The organism is Candidatus Macondimonas diazotrophica, from assembly GCF_004684205.1.
GTDB lineage: Bacteria > Pseudomonadota > Gammaproteobacteria > UBA5335 > UBA5335 > Macondimonas > Macondimonas diazotrophica.
In genome coordinates, this window is record NZ_SRIO01000009.1 from 63,883 (window position 1) to 80,148 (window position 16,266).

Sequence of the window (16,266 nt, forward strand, 5' to 3'; positions counted from 1 at the left end):
ATCAGGGCAGGCTTGACGACCTGCTCGGTTGCGCGACAATCCCCCTGATCTGTCTACATGTCTTTGTATCTGAGATGGACCTTGGACTACGATCATCAATGGGCGCGGCTTAAAGCACTATCGGCAGACCACCGAATTCCACGACAGGCCGGTTTGCGGCGGCCGGAGCGATCGGACCAGCACATCGGTACGTCGCCGTTCCAGGTAGCGAGGCTCGATCCGCGCATCGACCCCGATCGCCTTGAGAGCAGCGACACGCTGCAAGGCCCGACCTGGCTCGGCATACAGCCCGAGCGAAAGACCATGGCGCATCGGGCCGATCACCACCACGGCGAGATCATCGATCCCCATGCCGCGCAGCCGTTGCAACTCAGCCTGAGCGGCTGCCTGTGTCGCGAGAGGCGGCAAATAGACCCAATCCGCCACCTTCTCACGCCGGATGTCCACTGCGACTTCGGCCTCTATTCCCGAGGCGAGGAGCCGATTCACGAGCTTACGGGCATCACCCTCATCCAGGGGGCCCGCCCGCCAGCAGCGACCCTCGACCCGGTCTGACTCGGACGTCGGCCCAACAGCACGCAGTACGGCAGCGGCGGGGCTCTGCGCGCTCCCGGCCGAAGAAACGGCTCCACGCAGCTGCCAGATCCCGAGCAGCAGGCAGAGTAGCACGAGGCTCAGAACGGTGATCCGCCCGCCCCTAGCCATCGGCGATCATCGCCACCCCGCGCAGCACCAGATCGGGCTCGACCTGGCTTGCACACGACAATAAATCTTGCGCCCAACGCGCATCGCCGCCGGCCAGAATGACGGCCATTTCGCCGCCGAGCCTGCGCCGTGCAGCGCCCAGAACCTCCCGGCAACAGCCAATGAGGCTATGGCGAACGCCCCAGGCCACACAAGCATCGGTATCACGACCCAGCCTGTCCTGTTCGGGCCACTGCATTTCGTCCGAATCCGTGATCACTTGCGCGGTGCCGCACTGCAGGCTGCGCTGTAACATGCGCCGACCAGGTGCAATGATTCCGCCGAGGTGGCGGCCACTGCTGTCCAAAACATCTGCTGTGAGTGTCGTTCCCAGATGCAGGATACAGACCGCACCACGCTGCAGCACGCGCGCGCCCACCATGGCCGCCCACCGATCTGCCCCCAATCTCAGCGGATTGACATAGGCGCACCGCACACCGAACCCCTCGACCTGGGGCCGGACCCAATGAACGGGACACTCCCATCGCCGTCGCATGGCTTGTTCGAACGCCGCTGCGAATCCTGGATCGATGACGCTGCACAGCCAGACCGATTCGGGCGGCATGGCGGCTGACCAAAGTCCGTCCAGAAGATCCTCCGGCGATCGCCCACCGTACAGGTACTCGCCCTGCCGATCGAACGCGCTTGCGCCAGTCGTCGAGTGCGCCCACTTGATTCGGGTATTGCCCAGATCGAGCAGCAGCTTCACGTCGACATCTCCCGGACGCTCACCTCGCCGGACCAGTAGGTGCGGATCCCTTCCGAATCGCGGACCAATAAGCCACCGCGCTCATTGATGCCCAATGCGATGCCGGGATGCCACTGACCGCCCTGTTCCACCTGCACACATCGCCCCACAAGCGCATCGAATGTCTGAAACGCAGGCAGGAACGGCGCCAATCCCTCTGCCGCAAACTGGTCCAGTCCCTCGACTAACGCCACAATCAGTGCCTGGGCAAGCTGATTGCGATGCGGCCGTGCCGAACCCGCAATGTGCGTCAAATCGGTCCATGGCTGGTCAATCCGGGCCGCAGAACGCTCCGGGAGATTCACATTGATTCCCACACCGACGACAACCTCGCAAGGCCCGCACGCCTCGCCACGCATTTCGATCAGCACGCCTCCGAGCTTGCGTTCCTGCCATACCAGATCGTTGGGCCACTTGATTCCGATCCCTTCGATTCCAAGCCGCGTCAGCGCCTTGGCCACCATCACCCCCACCGCCAGCCCCAAGGCCGGGAAATCAGCCGGCAGGGCGGCGAACGCGTAACTCATCGACAGGGGAATCTGGGCGCCCACGGGTGTATGCCAAACTCTGCCCCGGCGCCCTCTTCCCGCCCATTGCAGTTCTGCCAGGCAGATGCGCGGCCGCGTCGCCAGCGGAAGTCGCATGAGCATGGCATTGGTCGAGTCGACCGCAAAGGGGAAATGAAATGCGTCGAGCCGCGCCGATATCGCCTGCGGGAGACCCGCCGTGATCACTGTTTGGTCCAACAGTTCCAAGGGCTCGGCAAGCCGGTATCCGCGACCACGCACCGCCACTACCCGGATGCCCATTGCCGTCAATTGGCGCAGCCGCTTCCAGATCGCGGTGCGGCTGATTCCGAGGGCATACGCCAGATCGGCACCGGAAATCACCGCGCCATGCGCCAGCATGCGAATCAGCTGCCCCTGAATCTCCGGCAACTCGGTATCGCATTCCACCATGGCCTAGCGACTCAACCGCCGCCAAAGCATCACTCGCTCGAAACGGTTTTCATTGCCCGCCAGCAAGCGCCGGATGTTCTCGCGGTGTGTATAAAAGACGAATGCCGCCATGATCAGGGCGAAACCGCCCATCGGGGACGCCAGTCCACCGGGCTGTGTCCAAGCCACATACAGGGGGGCAGCGACGGCCGCGCATAGGGTCGAGAGCCCCACATAACCGGTGGAGACGAGCACCGCCACCCATACGCCGAAAATCCAGATCGCCCCGACCGGCATCAATCCCATCACGACACCGATCAGGGTCGCTGCGCCTTTGCCACCCCGAAAGCCGTGAAAAATCGGGTAAACGTGTCCCAGGACCACCCCGAACGCACATAGGATCGGCGTCCATGGGGTGTCCGGGCCGAACGGCAACGCCGGGATCAGGATGACGGCCGCGACACCCTTGCCCGCATCGATGGCCAGTACGGCAGCGGCCATGCCCCGCCCCAGTACGCGCAAGGCATTGGTGGCGCCGGCGTTGCCGCTCCCGTGCTGCCGTACATCGATCCCTCGCAGCCGACCCAGCAACAGGCTGCCCAGCACCGATCCCAACAGATAGCTCAGTAACAGCTTGACCGCCAACCCCATGTGCCTGCATTCCCCGATTTCGAATTCAAATGCGTTCTGCGGCTCAGTCCGACCCAGAATCGCCCAGCCAATTCAGCCCGCCCTTGAGTCCCGTCCGCCCCTGTTCGTCCAACTGCAACCAGCAAGTATCCGGCGGCGCCGCATCGAGGCGGAGTTCATGGCGGATCAAGCGGTCATCGCGAAATCCATGCACCATGAGGGTCCGCCCATCGGCCTCGAGACGCAGCAGACGCTCCAACGCCTCGCCTTCGATGCGCTGGCGATCGACTGCGACCAGTATATCGCCGCATGCAATCCCCGCCCGTTCAGCCGCCCCACCCGGCGCCAGCCACTCGACGCGCAAACCTTGATCGACCGCGCGCACGCGAAATCCCGGATCGCATTGCCGTCGCTGTTGGGGCGGCTCGCCGTATCCGCCAGTGTCACGGGCATCCCGCGCACTCGCCCAACGCAGGGTTACGCCAAAATCGCGCAACAGCTCGGCAACCGGCAATTCATCACGATCGTAAACCCAGCTGCGCAGTGACCGGCTCACGGTTGCATGACCCAAGCTGTCGACCAATGCCTCGAAACCGCCTTCGGGAACCGGCTCGTTGGACGCCCCATGGCGTGTCCAGAGCATCCGCATCACGTCATCCAGACTTTGGGCGCCGGCCGATTCGCGACGCAGCAGCAAATCCAGACACAAGGCGATGACACCGCCCTTTGTGTAGTAGCTCACGGTATGGTTGGGTGTGGCCTCGTCGGCCTTGTAGAGCTTGATCCAGGCGTCGAAGCTGGATTCCGCGACGCTTTGCTGGAATCGGCCCGGCGTGCGCCAGAGCCGGGTCAGGGTCCGGGCCAGGCGTCCCAGATATTGTTCCGGCCCCACGCATCCTGCCCGCAACAGGGTAAGTTCGTCGTAGTAGGAGGTGATGCCTTCGAACACCCACAACTGCCGGGTGTACGCTTCCATGCTCAGGTCCGCCCCCGCCAGGGGTGCCGGCCGGATGCGCTTGACGTGCCAGCTGTGGAAATACTCGTGGCTGCACAGGCCCAGCAGCTCCGCATAATCATCCGAAACCGACGCTTCCCCGACCAGCGGCAAGGTCTTGCGCTGGGCCAGCAATGCCGAACTGGCGCGATGCTCCAGGCCGCCGTAGCCCTGGGCAGCCAGGCGCAGCAGGAAGTGGTATCGATCCATGGGCAAGCTGCCGAAGAGCCCGGCCTGCCACCGGCAAATCCGCGCAAGGTCGGCCGCCAGTCGCCCGGTATCGGCGCCCGCCGGGGACTCCAGCATCCACAGATGATGGGCAACGCCGGCAACCTCGAAGGCGTGATGCGTCATCGGCCCCATCAGCACCGGGCTGTCAATCAGGGCCTCGTAATCATCGGCCTCGTAACAGCCAAACCCGTGCGCATCAACGGCGACCGGTTGCAGGGCTGTCGCGAGCCGCCAAGTCGGATCATGCGGGGGAATATCAATCTCGATGCACGATACCGATCGGGATACCGGCTCCAGAAACAGACTGGACCCGTTGAAAAATCCCCAATGCGCATCGAGATAGGCACCCCGCACCGACGTGTCGTGGGCATAGACTTCCCACGTGAGATCGAGGGGGCCGCCTGCATGGCTCACTTGCCAAGTGGACTTGTCAGTCTTGGTAACCGCGCATTCGGTGGCCGCAGAATCGCGCGCCTCCAGACTGATGATGTGGCGCGCGAAGTCGCGAATGAGGTAGCTGCCCGGAATCCAGGCCGGCAGGCGCAGCTGCTGACTGGGCAACGCATCGGGCAAATGACAGTGAACTCGATAACGATGTCCGCCCGTTGTGGGCATCTCAATTCGATAGCGCAGCCGCATCGTTCATCCAGAAAGCGCGAAGCGGGCGTGTCATGTTGGACACGCCCGCCCGGTAATGTGTCGAATTCCCAGAGATCACGGTCAACGACTGACCCGCAAAGTCCCATCCGGAGCACGCAGCACACGGACCCGCTCACCCAGCATGAACGGCGCCATGGACGGATCGACCGCCTGTGCGACCGCGATGACACTGCCATCACCCAAACGCACCGTCAGTTCCACGCCCTCCTGGCGGCTGGCCCGCTCCTCGATGGCCTGGCCCGCTACCGTTCCAGCTGCGGCGCCCGCGGCCGTCGCCACGCGGCGCCCGGAGCCACTGCCGACGGTGCTGCCCAGCACCCCGCCGACTACAGCGCCACCGACCTGACTGGCCACCGAACGATTACCCTCGATCACAATGCCGCGAATGTTCTCGATCACGCCAGTCTGAACCTCCATGGCACGCATGGCCTGATCACGCTGGTATACCCCAGGCGACTGGCTGGGGGCGCAGGCCGCCAAGGCCAACAGAGCCATCAGGCCGCCAATGGTGACTGTTATTCTACGCATGATGTTTATCCTCTTCCTCGCACGGATTCTCAGGCAAACCCTATCACAAGATCAACGATCGGACGCGTATTCGGCGCCACCCCACCTCTTTGGATCGCATTCGGCCAAAAAAATCCCCCGGCAGACGCATCCACCGGGGGCGAAGCAGATCAGGAACGACGAATCGCCGGGTCAACGGCTGTTGATTTCCCGAGACGCCGGTGTGCTGCCGCCGTCCACGCCGAGGCGCCCGCCGGTGCCCAGGCCGCCGCGGACGGTCTGTGCCTCATAGCTGCGCACCGCGCGTACCATCTGATTGTAGGAATCCATGAAGGCCGCCACGAGCACTTTTTCCTGCGGCGTCTTGGATCGCCCGCCAACCCCTAGACCCACGCCGGCGAACAGCGCGCCCATGCCGCCGAAATCCATGTTCCGCGCGCTACCCTCGGCAGCCGCGAGCTGGACCCCGGAACGGTTGTCAATCATGGTCAGAACCGTCGCAGCGTCGTTGAACTGGAAATTGCCGGCTACCGCACCCGCCAAGGGAGAGAGCGCGCCGACAGCGCCCCGCAACCCGCCGGTGTCCTGTTTGCTGAAGGTCACCGATGGAATCAGGGTATAGTCCGCAGCTACCATCTGGCCCTTGCCGAAATTGCTGCCGCCGCGCATTTCCCCGGATTGCTCAAGCTGACGCTCGGCCATCATGTTGTTCATGGCACTACCGCGCTCGACGAGCACAAAGCAGTTGGATTGCTGAATCAGAAGGCGCAGCGTTGGAACGGTGGATTGCATCTGAAACCGTTGCCGGAACACTGAATACCACGGATCACCGCGGTTCTCCTCGACCGCAAGCGTCCCAAGCGTCTCGGTGCAGCGTTCGAGCTGATCACTGGCATTTTCCGCTGTGGCGCCGCCGGCGGCACCGGTCGCCACGGTGCGCGCGCCACTACTCCCAATCGACGGCGTGGTTCCCTGGCATCCAGCGAGCAGCGCGCTCGCTGCCAGAACGGTTCCCCATAACTTTCTCATGACTCATTCCCCCAATACTTTGTCATCATGGATAAGCTCGGCTTCTATCTCCGCGTGCAATACCGGAAAATTTTTCACGGTCTTACCGCCGTTTACTTACCAAACTATTGGAGGAAATCAAACCTCTTTCCGAGCCCGCTACAAACCAAGCACGACTAATCAGCGCATCAAGCGGCCTCTGGACGGCGATGCCGCTCATAGAGAAATCGCAATCCTTCAGCGCGGTAGTGATGAAACGCCGGATCTTCGGCCAGCGCCATGCGGTCACGCGGGCGCTGCAGGTCGACCTTGAGGATCTCGCCAACGGTCGCCGACGGTCCGTTCGTCATCATGACGATTCGATCGGATAGCAGGACAGCCTCATCCATGTCGTGGGTGATCATGACCATTGTGTTACCGAGTCGAGCATGAAGATCCATGACCGTTTCCTGCAGCGTCGCGCGCGTCAACGCGTCCAGCGCACCGAATGGCTCATCCATCAACATGACCTTGGGTTCCATGGCCAGCGCGCGCGCAATTCCCACCCGCTGTTTCATGCCACCGGAGATTTCCTGGGGGCGTTTGTGCCGCGCATGGGTCATGTTCACCAACGCCAGATTGTGCTCCACCCATTCGTGCATTTCGGCGCGGGTCTTCCGGCCGCGAAACACCTGGCGCACGGCCAAGGCCACGTTTTCATAAACGCTGAGCCAGGGGAGCAGGGAATGATTCTGGAAAACGACCGCTCGCTCCGGTCCCGGGCCGCTGACCTCGCGGCCGTCCAGGATGACGCCCCCGGTGGTCGCCTGCAGCAGGCCAGCAATGATGTTCAGCACGGTGGACTTGCCGCAACCGGAATGGCCGATCAGGGAAACATATTCCCCCCGCTCGATGCTGAGATTGACATCCTTGAGCGCCGTGAACGGCCCTTGCGGCGTAGAAAACGTGATCGAAACCTGGGTCAGTTCCACGTAGGATTTGTTCATTGAAATACTCCTCTTGCCTCAGCGTGAAATCGCCGACTTGTCCCAGGAAATCCAACGCTGCAGGGAGAGCATGCATCGATCGAGAACGAAGCCGATCAGGCCGATGGTGAGAACCGCAACCATGATCCGTCCCAAGGATTGGCTGCTGCCATTTTGAAACTCATCCCAGACAAACTTGCCCAACCCCGGATTCTGAGCAAGCATCTCGGCAGCGATGAGCACCATCCAGGCGACGCCGAGCGACAATCGCAACCCGGTGAAAATCATCGGTACTGCCGAGGGCAGCACGATCTTGCGCACATGGGTTGCCCAGCTGAGCTGCAGCACACGACTCACGTTCACCAGATCCCGGTCCACACCGGCCACGCCAACTGCGGTATTGATCAGTGATGGCCACAGCGAACACAGCATCACCGTGATGGTTGAAACGAGATACGATTTACTGAACATCGGATCGTCGCTCGCGTAGACCGCGCTCACGACGAGCGTGACCAGGGGCAGCCAGGCCAGCGGAGAAACCGGCTTGAGCAGCTGGATCAATGGATTGGCGCTGGCATAAAGGCCACTGCTCAAACCAATCAGAACGCCCAACGGCACCGCGATCAAAGAAGCCAGGACGAAGCCGCTCATGACCGTGAACAGACTGGTCAGGATCTGGTCGAGAAAAGTCGGCCGCCCGATATAGGGCCGGATCCTGACCTCGGCACCGGGATTCTCGGCCAGCTTGGCGGCATTGCGCTGCTCTTGACGCTGAAGAAATGCCTCGGCCTTTTGCTGCTCGCGCAGGTACTCCTGATAAAGACCCTGCGCCTGGCGCGCGGTATCCATTGGGCCCGGAAACTGACCCAACGAGGTATCGATTCGGCTCGCCGCCACCTGCCACAGCATCAGAAATGCGAGGATGCCCAGCAAAGGCAGCAGCAACGCCCGTCCCAGAGCAACCGGCGAAATTTTTGATCGCAATGTGCCCCACTGGGCGAACTGACTCATCCGACGAATCCCTTGAAAAATGAATCCGGTGGCTGGACTGGACAGGCTTTTCACTTGTGTATTCATGGTGATGAACCTCCCGGCAGAAAAGCCGGATCGAGCACAGACCCGATCCGGCAGAATGCCGCCGCCGGTCAGGGCTTGTCGTTGCCCTTCAGTCCGATGGCGAATTTCTTCAAATACGCATTGGGTTGACTGCCGTCGTACTCGATGCCGTCAATAAACTCCGATTGCGGCGCCCGAAATCCGGATTCTTTGGCGAAATCGGGGAAATCAGAGGCCTTGAGCTTGCCTTCGGCAATCAGCTCTTTGGCCGCCTCGGCATAGATGTCGGGCCGGTAGACTTTCTTGGCGACTTCCTTGTACCAGCTGTCCGGCTTGTTCTCTTCGATCTGTCCCCATCGACGCATCTGCGTCAGATACCAGACGGCATCGGAGTAGTAGGGATAGGTCGCGTTGTAGCGGAAGAACACGTTGAAGTCGGGAACTGCCCGCTTGTCCCCTTTTTCATATTCAAAGGTGCCGGTCATGGAGTTGGCGATGACCTTGGCGTCGGCACCGACGTACTGAGGCCGCGCAAGAATCTTTACCGCGTCCATTCGATTGGCATTGTTGTTTTCATCGAGCCAGGCCGCCGCGCGGATCATGGCCTTGAGCATGGCCTTGTGCGTATTGGGATTTTTTTCGGCCCATTCCTTGGTCACACCGAAGACTTTCTCCGGATTGTTCTTCCAGATCTCATAATCGGTGATGACCGGTACGCCAATTCCCTTGAACACGGCCTGCTGATTCCAGGGCTCGCCGACGCAGTAGCCATAGATGGTTCCCGCTTCCAGCGTGGCCGGCATCTGCGGAGGTGGCGTCACCGACAGCAGTACATCCGCCTTGATCTGACCCGACGTATCGCCTTTGGACGGGGCATAGTACCCGGGGTGAATTCCGCCGGCGGCCAGCCAGTAGCGCAGCTCGTAGTTGTGCGTGGAAACGGGGAAAACCATGCCCATGTTGAAGGGCTTGCCTTCCGCACGATACTTCTGAACCACTGGCTTGAGCGCATCGGCCTTGATCGGATGCACCGGCTTACCGTCCTTCATCGGAACGTTCTTCTTCATTTCCTCCCAGACCGCATTCGACACGGTGATGCCGTTGCCGTTGAGGTCCATACTGAATGCCGTGACCATATCGGCCTGCGTGCCGAACCCGATCGTTGCGGCTAGCGGTTGGCCCGCGAGCATGTGCGCGCCGTCCAATTCGCCCGTCACCACCCGATCGAGCAGGATTTTCCAGTTGGCTTGCGCCTCCAGCGTGACGTAAAGCCCTTCATCCTCGAAGAACCCCTTTTCATAGGCGATTGCCAGCGGGGCCATATCGGTGAGTTTGATGAAGCCGAGCTTGAGATCTTCTTTTTCAAGTGCACCGCCAGCGGCGCCCGCCAGGGGGGCGGTCGCCAGACTGGTACCCAGCATGAATGCCGCCATGGCGGCTGTGGAGACGGCACGCCGGAGCGAGGCCGACAAGGAAAACGGTCTGATCATGATGACTCCTGTGAAGAGAGAGATGAATCGGAAACGGGAAACGGGACGAAGCTGCCCAGATAGCGATCAGCCGCTTGGGGGTCGAAGACTCGACCATCGAAGAACCGGTCAGGGCCCAGGATCAGGGAATGTCCCGCCTGCGCGAGCGTCCAGGGATCCGGGTGCTCGCCTTCCAACTTCGTGTCCCGCGACGGGCTGGGCCACCCTAATTCCTGAGCAGCCTCGCGATAGCGATCCGGACGGTAGACGCAGCGGGCGGCCTGCAGCCAATCGGCGGGATGCTCGATGAGCCCCCACCGCACCATCTGGGTCATGAACCACACTGCATGGGACAGCCAGGGAAAGTTCGCGGCATAGCGGGAAAAAACATGGAAATCCGGTTGCGAACGCGGCGCTGAGCCGGGTTCGTAGACCACTTCGCCGATCATGGCTCGCGCGATCAGTTCGGCCGGAACGTCGACATAGGCTTCATCCGCCAGACATTCGACGGCCTGCGGCCGGTTGACGGGGTCATCGAGCCATGCTGCCGCCTCGAGTAACGCCATGATCAGGGCGCGGTGGGTACGAGGGTGGGCATCCGCCCAAGCCTCGGTCATTCCCAACACCTTCTCTGGCGCGTTGTTCCACAACTCATGGCCGCTGATGAGGATGCACCCGCTCGCTCTGGCGACCGCCTGGCTGTTCCATGGCTCGCCGACGCAGTAACCGTCGATCAAACCGGCTTCCAGGTGATCAGCCACGCGAGGCGGTGGAATCACCACCAGGCGGACATCCCGATCCGGATCGATTCCGGCCGCAGCCAGCCAATAGCGCAATTGCAGATCATGAGCCGAGAACGAAAATACGGTGGCGAATGTCAGGGGCGGTCGCCCGGCCCGCTGATCCGCGGCGATGACGGTCTTCAGTGCGCGCGCCGTAATCGGGCGTGTTGCCATGGCGACGGGATCGGCCTCCTGCAAGCGCTGATACAGTCCCCGGGAAACGGTAATCGCATTGCCGTTCAATCCCAGACTGAAGGCGGTGGTGATCGGCCGGATGCCCGCACCAGGCACCCCTTGCCCGGCGGCCAAGGCCATCGGCGCCAGCATGTGCGCGCCATCGAGGGCGCCGCTGTCCACCTTGTCGCGAATGTTGGCCCAGGAGGGTTCGCGACATAACCGGACGTCAAGTCCGTGGCGCGCGAAGAAGCCCTGCTCCCGCGCAGCGACGAGCACGGCGCAATCCGTGAGCGGAATGAACCCCAATCTCACACAGCGCAGTTCCAAATCCCGATCAGGTGATCGACTCACGGATTCAGCCTCTCTCAGTGACCCATTGCCCATGCAAAACCCAAAAAAAAACGTCGCTGGATTCCCTTGCCTCGGGCATGGGGTCCAGGACGCCTTTGTCCTCCAAGCAATTGCGAAATTGCTGTCGTTTCCCGTTCACCCGCCTTTGGATGTTCGAGAACCGCTTATTCGTCTACGAGCACACATCGTGCCAAACCATAAATATGGACAATCAGTCGCTTATGCGACCCCACGCCCACTGAAGCGTTCTCCCTTTCGGTCGCTGTGTCCGACTTGGTGCGATGCATTCCCATGCGGCACGATCGTGGTGCACCGCCGTTCCGGATGGCCGATCAGCCATCCGGAGTGCGCATCGCTTTAGAACTTGAACTCACCCATCAGCCAGATTTTCTGCGTATCGGTGGCAAAGTCATCTGCCTGATAGTCCGCATATTTGAGGGTCAGGGAGAGATTGGACGTCACCTTCTTGGTGGCCAACAGATCCCATTCGGTCCCGTAGTCGAGATTGCCGTCATCGGACTTGAAATCATGCGCCACGGCAGTAAGCGTCACACCCATCACCGAACCGCTGACCGTCACGAAGTTATCCTGCAGGCCACGCCCCCCTGCAATCAGGTCGCCGAGGAATTTGTCAGCCCAGCCATTGAAGGCATGCTTGGTCGCCAACGGGGTCTGGAAGTTGTAAGTGCCGTCTCCGCCGAGCACTTCACGTGACAGCTTGATCGTGATCCCTGACACCACCCCGCCAAGCTCGGCGAGGTAGTAATCCGCATCGACCGTCGAATCCGATTCGCCGTAGTCGTTCTGCGCGGCGTACTCAAACGTATACAGCAACTTGCCGGAACCCACCGGAACAGCACCTTGTGCACGCAGACCCAACGTCTGGGTATCTTTGGTTGGACCGGCATCGAGGTCGTAGTCCAGCAGATAGGCATAGCCCACCAACTTGGCCCAGGGCGCGAGCTGGTAGGCTGCGTTGAACAAGTGAGCGCTGAGTTCGACTTCATCGAAGGTAATGTTCTGGACCCGGTCCAGATAGGCATAGGTCAGAACGGTATCGGGCAACGACTTGTTCTGGATGGTGAAGGCGTCAAATGTCTGCTCATTCTGGCGCCAGCCGACGTTGCCGACGAAGCGGGCGTTGTCGAGGATGAGGCGCTGGCGGCCCAGCTTCATGTCCGTCTCAGGCAGCCCGCCGTAGCTGAGGTAGGCTTGATTCAGCTCGGTATCCGCCGGATCGGCCACGACCGGGTATTGGGTTTTGCCGTTATCGGTGCTGTTGTAGTCCTCTCCGGCAAAGGCATCGACATGCTCCATCTGCACATAAGCGCCAAACCCATGAAAATCGCCGGTCTTGTAGCCCAGGCGCAAACGGCCGGTATAGGCTTCCGCATCCTTTGCCGCGCCATCCTGATCCACCCATTCCCCGCGCAGTCGATAGTCGAAATCCACTTTGCCGCCGGTTATCGCCGCAGTCAGCGGATCAGGGTCGGTGGCGCCCCAAGCGACTCCTGAACAAACCGACAGCGCAGTGGTTACCACCCATCCGGCTTTCACACCCGCGTTCTTCTTCAGCATGCCTCGTCTTCCTGTGTCCTGAGTAGCAGCCTCGAACGCAATGCGCGAACGGAGGCCAAAAAAAAACGACGCCATCCCCGCCCATCGGCGAAGCGTGACGTCGTTGCCATGACTCCGGGCAAGCCGTCGTTGGCTCACCCTCGGCACAGGCCAATGCAATAAAACTGCCATATTAGACCGAAGACGGCGAAATCCTTACCCGGGACTGTCTTGCCATCCGCACCGGCCAATTCGGGTCATCCCGCAGGCGCACCAAAAAAACGCAGCTGTCCACGTCGCGGCACCGATTCGGTGCCGCTCAACAGCAATCCACTCAGCCTAACAACTCCGCCATTTCGACGACGGTACGCGCCACCTCCGCCAGACGTTGATTGCGATCCATCGCCAGCTTGCGCAGGGCCTGATAGGCGGCCTCTTCATCCATACCCCGTTTCTTCATCAAGATGCCCTTGGCTCGATCCACGACCTTGCGCTCAGCCAGACTGTTGCGCGTCTTTTCCAGCTCCTCCCGCAAGGCCTGGAATTCCTTGAAGCGAGCCACGGCCACTTCCAGAATGGGTTTGACCCGGCGCGGGTTGATGTCGTCAACCACATAGGCACTGACGCCGGCCTTTACGGCCTGACGGATCGTTTCGGTATTGCCCGACTCGGCATACATCACCACCGGGCGGGGAAAGTCGCGACTGATGTGGCGTACGGACTCCAGGGTGTCGCGATCGGGGACATCCATGTCCACAAGCACCACCTCAGCGCCACTGCGCTGCAGTTCAGCCAGTAGGTTCACCCCGCGCAAGGGGCAGCTGAATACGGTATAACCGGCATCGGTCAATGCTTGGCGTAAGATGGCGCCTCGACCAGGATCATCATCCACCAGCATGACTTTCAACATGATTGAACCCCGGCCCCGGCCACTCTCAGAAAGATTTCACTGAACTGGCCTCAAGCAAAAAAAGAGCCACCTCACCGAGCCGGCCAGTGATTGCGAAGCGGAGAACCTCATGGACATTGTTGCCCTGATCATCTTCATCCTTTTCGTGCTGACTGGAAGTGCTGGTGTGATCCTGCCCTTTCTCCCGGGTGTTCCCGTGGCTGCAGTGGGCGTGCTGTTCGCCGCATGGCTGGGGAATTTCACGGTGCTGGGGCAGCGGGAAGTCATCGTGGCAGCCCTCATCGCTGGACTGTCCCTGATCCTCGATTACCTGACTACCGTACTGGGCGCGCGCTTTTATGGCGCCAGCACACGCGGCATCTGGGGCGCCCTGATCGGTGCCATCGTCGGTGCAGTCTTTTTTCCACCCTTCGGCTTCCTGTTGGGCGCCATCGTCGGCGCCATCGGTGCCGAACTGGTCAGCGGCCGGCCGTGGGAGGAAGCGACCCGGGCGGGCCTGGGCACGCTCATCGGCAGCCTGGGCGGCATCGTGATCAAAGGGCTGCTGATCGTGGCCATCGTCTTGATGTGTCTGCCGCCGCTGATTGCGGCGCTGTGACCGCCCCTCATTCCGGAAAATCGAGGCGCCGGACCGGTTGGCTGCCCATGCGGCGCAGCCGTGCCCGCAGCCGTGCCCGATGCGGCGGAACACCTATCCCCGGCGCGATCTCGCACAAGGGCCGCAGCACGAACGCGCGCTGCAATAGCCGGGGATGGGGCACCTGCAACCGGACAGTTCGGATGCGCTGTCCGGCGTAGAGCAACAGATCCAGATCCAACGGGCGCGGCCCCCAACGCTTGCGTCCACGGCGGCGCCCCTGTTGGCGCTCGATCCGCTGCAGGGCACGCAGCAAGGTCATGGGTCGCAAAGCGGTTTCCAGCGCGGCGACTGCATTGACGAATGGTGCCTGAGCGCGGCAACCCACCGGCGCAGATACATAGTAGGCGGAAACAGCGCGCAGGCGGGTGCGTGGCAACTGCCCCAATGCCGTCAGCGCATGGCTCATCTGCCGGACCGGATTGAGGCGATTGCTGCCCAGACCGACGTAGACCGTCGTCGGACGGTCGCTCATGAGGTGACATCGCCCTCCGGACGCCGGCGCGGCCCACGGCGGCGGCGTCGACGGGAAGGCGGGGCTTTCGCCAAAGACTCGGGCCGTTGCTCCAGCAACACCTCACGCGCTTCATCAGCGGCCACCTGAAATTCGGTCCACCACGTTTGCAGCGCTTCAGGCACTTCACCGCCGTGCCCACGCAGCAACAGGAAATCGTAGGCGGCGCGAAACCGGGGATGCCGCAGCAACGCCTTGGCGCGTTTGGCCGTGGTGAACTCAAAGCGGGGCTGCAGCTGCCAGATCTCCTGCATCGGCGTTCGGAAGCGGCGCGGCGGCAAAACGGGCATCGCCGCCTCCGCGCGCTGGATCGCCTCGACGCGCGCCTGTGCCATAGACATCCCCGCCTGAATGCACTCATCCAGGACTTCCCGTAGCGGCCCCCAGCCCAGCGCGGCGAACAGAAACGCCGGCGTCACCGACCGGCCCTCGGCAATCCGCTGATCGGAATTGACCATGGCCTGGAGCAGAAGACGCGCCGTCGGCCCCTGCTCACCTTCGCGCCGAATCACGGCTTCGGTTGCGGGAAAGAGATAAGCAAACAGGCCGTGCTCACGCAGCAGGGTGAAGGTTTGCGCGGCATGGCCACCCAAAAAGAGCTTCAGGCACTCATCGTAAAGCCGTGCCGGCGAGATATCCGTGAGCAGCCCCGACAGTTCACGCAGCGCCTGCGCCGTATGTGTTTCCAGGGAAAAGCCCAGCTTGGCCGCAAAGCGCACGGCACGCAGCATGCGCACCGGATCCTCCCGATAGCGCGTCCATGGATCACCGATCAGGCGCAGGACGCGATTCTGCAGATCCGCCATGCCACCGACATAGTCATGGATGCTGAAGTCTTCAATGCTGTAATACAGCGCGTTGACGGTGAAATCGCGCCGCCAGGCGTCTTCCTCGAGACTGCCATAGACGTTGTCGCGCAATACCCGCCCGCGTTCATCGACCAGCACGGCATCATCACCCTGCTCACCGGCACCCCGAAAAGTGGCCACCTCGACGATATGTCCGCCGAAATGCACATGCGCCAGCCGGAAGCGGCGGCCGATCAAGCGGCAATTGGAAAACGTGGCCCGCACCTGCTCGGGCAAGGCATTGGTGGCCACATCGAAGTCCTTGGGTTGCAAGCCCAGCAGGACATCGCGCACGCCGCCGCCGACCAGAAATGCCTGGTAGTTGGCAGCCTTGAGTCGATAGAGCACCTTGAGCGCCGGGGCGGCGATATGGGACCGGGACAACGTGTGTTCGGCTCTGCGCACGATCACCGGGCCGATGGAATCAGCCGCCGGTTTGGTGAAATGGGGATCAGGAAAAAAATCTTGCACGCAAAGGCGATCTGACTGGTGAATTCGGATTGGCATTAATTTAACATGCCTGACCTGTGCTGGCATCCT

16 protein-coding genes are annotated in these 16,266 nt (G+C 61.7%); 1 reads left to right on the top strand and 15 read right to left on the bottom strand.

Features of this window, described 5'->3' with window-relative positions; genetic code table 11:
- Positions 1-117 precede the first annotated feature (117 nt).
- From E4680_RS08200 to E4680_RS08260, 13 genes are all read right to left on the bottom strand, one after another.
- A complete protein-coding gene (locus E4680_RS08200; protein ID WP_135281928.1) occupies positions 118-705 on the bottom strand; it encodes an SPOR domain-containing protein in 588 nt (195 codons plus the stop codon).
- A complete protein-coding gene (locus E4680_RS08205; protein ID WP_167792445.1) occupies positions 698-1,453 on the bottom strand; it encodes a type III pantothenate kinase in 756 nt (251 codons plus the stop codon). The genes E4680_RS08200 and E4680_RS08205 overlap by 8 nt, the downstream gene beginning before the upstream one ends.
- Positions 1,450-2,451: a biotin--[acetyl-CoA-carboxylase] ligase gene (locus E4680_RS08210; RefSeq protein ID WP_135281930.1), complete on the bottom strand. Its 1,002-nt coding sequence runs from the start codon at positions 2,449-2,451 to the stop codon at positions 1,450-1,452. The genes E4680_RS08205 and E4680_RS08210 overlap by 4 nt, the downstream gene beginning before the upstream one ends.
- A 3-nt stretch (positions 2,452-2,454) precedes the next feature.
- Positions 2,455-3,081, bottom strand: a complete 627-nt coding sequence (plsY, locus tag E4680_RS08215; RefSeq protein ID WP_135281931.1) for a glycerol-3-phosphate 1-O-acyltransferase PlsY — start codon at positions 3,079-3,081, stop codon at positions 2,455-2,457.
- A gap of 43 nt (positions 3,082-3,124) precedes the next feature.
- Positions 3,125-4,924 carry a M61 family metallopeptidase gene (locus tag E4680_RS08220; protein WP_135281932.1) on the bottom strand — a complete coding sequence of 600 codons (1,800 nt, stop codon included), beginning with the start codon at positions 4,922-4,924 and terminating at the stop codon, positions 3,125-3,127.
- Positions 4,925-5,005: 81 nt separating this feature from the next.
- Positions 5,006-5,473 (bottom strand): outer membrane lipoprotein, encoded by a 468-nt coding sequence (locus tag E4680_RS08225; protein ID WP_135281933.1) that lies wholly within the window; start codon positions 5,471-5,473, stop codon positions 5,006-5,008.
- Between the two features lie 171 nt (positions 5,474-5,644).
- Entirely contained in the window at positions 5,645-6,481 is an 837-nt protein-coding gene (locus E4680_RS08230; protein WP_135281934.1) for a CsgG/HfaB family protein, read from the bottom strand.
- Between the two features lie 167 nt (positions 6,482-6,648).
- The gene (locus E4680_RS08235; protein WP_135281935.1) at positions 6,649-7,446 is read right to left on the bottom strand and encodes an ABC transporter ATP-binding protein; all 798 of its coding nucleotides are present in this window, start codon (positions 7,444-7,446) and stop codon (positions 6,649-6,651) included.
- Positions 7,447-7,464: 18 nt separating this feature from the next.
- A complete protein-coding gene (locus E4680_RS08240) occupies positions 7,465-8,502 on the bottom strand; it encodes an ABC transporter permease (protein WP_240696155.1) in 1,038 nt (345 codons plus the stop codon).
- A 68-nt stretch (positions 8,503-8,570) separates the two neighbouring features.
- Complete coding sequence (locus tag E4680_RS08245) at positions 8,571-9,971, bottom strand: CmpA/NrtA family ABC transporter substrate-binding protein (protein ID WP_205688825.1); 1,401 nt, start codon at positions 9,969-9,971, stop codon at positions 8,571-8,573.
- Positions 9,968-11,260, bottom strand: coding sequence for a CmpA/NrtA family ABC transporter substrate-binding protein (locus E4680_RS08250; protein WP_240696156.1), 1,293 nt, complete (start codon positions 11,258-11,260; stop codon positions 9,968-9,970). Before E4680_RS08250 ends, E4680_RS08245 begins: the two co-directional genes overlap by 4 nt.
- Positions 11,261-11,617: 357 nt before the next feature.
- Positions 11,618-12,838, bottom strand: a complete 1,221-nt coding sequence (locus E4680_RS08255) for an alginate export family protein (RefSeq protein WP_135281937.1) — start codon at positions 12,836-12,838, stop codon at positions 11,618-11,620.
- A gap of 313 nt (positions 12,839-13,151) precedes the next feature.
- A complete protein-coding gene (locus E4680_RS08260) occupies positions 13,152-13,727 on the bottom strand; it encodes an ANTAR domain-containing response regulator (RefSeq protein ID WP_240696157.1) in 576 nt (191 codons plus the stop codon).
- A 109-nt stretch (positions 13,728-13,836) separates the two neighbouring features.
- Here E4680_RS08260 and E4680_RS08265 point away from each other — a divergent pair, with 109 nt between their 5' ends.
- Positions 13,837-14,325, top strand: a complete 489-nt coding sequence (locus tag E4680_RS08265) for a DUF456 domain-containing protein (RefSeq protein ID WP_135281939.1) — start codon at positions 13,837-13,839, stop codon at positions 14,323-14,325.
- A 7-nt stretch (positions 14,326-14,332) separates the two neighbouring features.
- On the opposite strand, the gene folK is transcribed toward E4680_RS08265, so the two are convergent.
- Both folK and pcnB read right to left on the bottom strand, forming a co-directional pair.
- The gene (folK, locus tag E4680_RS08270) at positions 14,333-14,839 is read right to left on the bottom strand and encodes a 2-amino-4-hydroxy-6-hydroxymethyldihydropteridine diphosphokinase (protein ID WP_135281940.1); all 507 of its coding nucleotides are present in this window, start codon (positions 14,837-14,839) and stop codon (positions 14,333-14,335) included.
- Positions 14,836-16,197: a polynucleotide adenylyltransferase PcnB gene (gene pcnB / locus E4680_RS08275; protein ID WP_240696158.1), complete on the bottom strand. Its 1,362-nt coding sequence runs from the start codon at positions 16,195-16,197 to the stop codon at positions 14,836-14,838. Before pcnB ends, folK begins: the two co-directional genes overlap by 4 nt.
- Positions 16,198-16,266: the final 69 nt, after the last annotated feature.

Excerpts from the sequence above, each read along its gene's own strand:
- E4680_RS08235 (WP_135281935.1), bottom strand. The coding sequence starts at position 7,446 with ATGAACAAATCCTACGTGGAACTGACCCAGGTTTCGATCACGTTTTCT.
- plsY (WP_135281931.1), bottom strand. The coding sequence starts at position 3,081 with ATGGGGTTGGCGGTCAAGCTGTTACTGAGCTATCTGTTGGGATCGGTG.
- E4680_RS08245 (WP_205688825.1), bottom strand. The coding sequence starts at position 9,971 with ATGATCAGACCGTTTTCCTTGTCGGCCTCGCTCCGGCGTGCCGTCTCC.
- E4680_RS08225 (WP_135281933.1), bottom strand. The coding sequence starts at position 5,473 with ATGCGTAGAATAACAGTCACCATTGGCGGCCTGATGGCTCTGTTGGCC.
- E4680_RS08200 (WP_135281928.1), bottom strand. The coding sequence starts at position 705 with ATGGCTAGGGGCGGGCGGATCACCGTTCTGAGCCTCGTGCTACTCTGC.
- E4680_RS08210 (WP_135281930.1), bottom strand. The coding sequence starts at position 2,451 with ATGGTGGAATGCGATACCGAGTTGCCGGAGATTCAGGGGCAGCTGATT.
- E4680_RS08220 (WP_135281932.1), bottom strand. The coding sequence starts at position 4,924 with ATGCGGCTGCGCTATCGAATTGAGATGCCCACAACGGGCGGACATCGT.
- E4680_RS08265 (WP_135281939.1), top strand. The coding sequence starts at position 13,837 with ATGGACATTGTTGCCCTGATCATCTTCATCCTTTTCGTGCTGACTGGA.
- folK (WP_135281940.1), bottom strand. The coding sequence starts at position 14,839 with ATGAGCGACCGTCCGACGACGGTCTACGTCGGTCTGGGCAGCAATCGC.
- E4680_RS08255 (WP_135281937.1), bottom strand. The coding sequence starts at position 12,838 with ATGCTGAAGAAGAACGCGGGTGTGAAAGCCGGATGGGTGGTAACCACT.
- E4680_RS08230 (WP_135281934.1), bottom strand. The coding sequence starts at position 6,481 with ATGAGAAAGTTATGGGGAACCGTTCTGGCAGCGAGCGCGCTGCTCGCT.
- E4680_RS08240 (WP_240696155.1), bottom strand. The coding sequence starts at position 8,502 with ATGAATACACAAGTGAAAAGCCTGTCCAGTCCAGCCACCGGATTCATT.
- E4680_RS08260 (WP_240696157.1), bottom strand. The coding sequence starts at position 13,727 with ATGTTGAAAGTCATGCTGGTGGATGATGATCCTGGTCGAGGCGCCATC.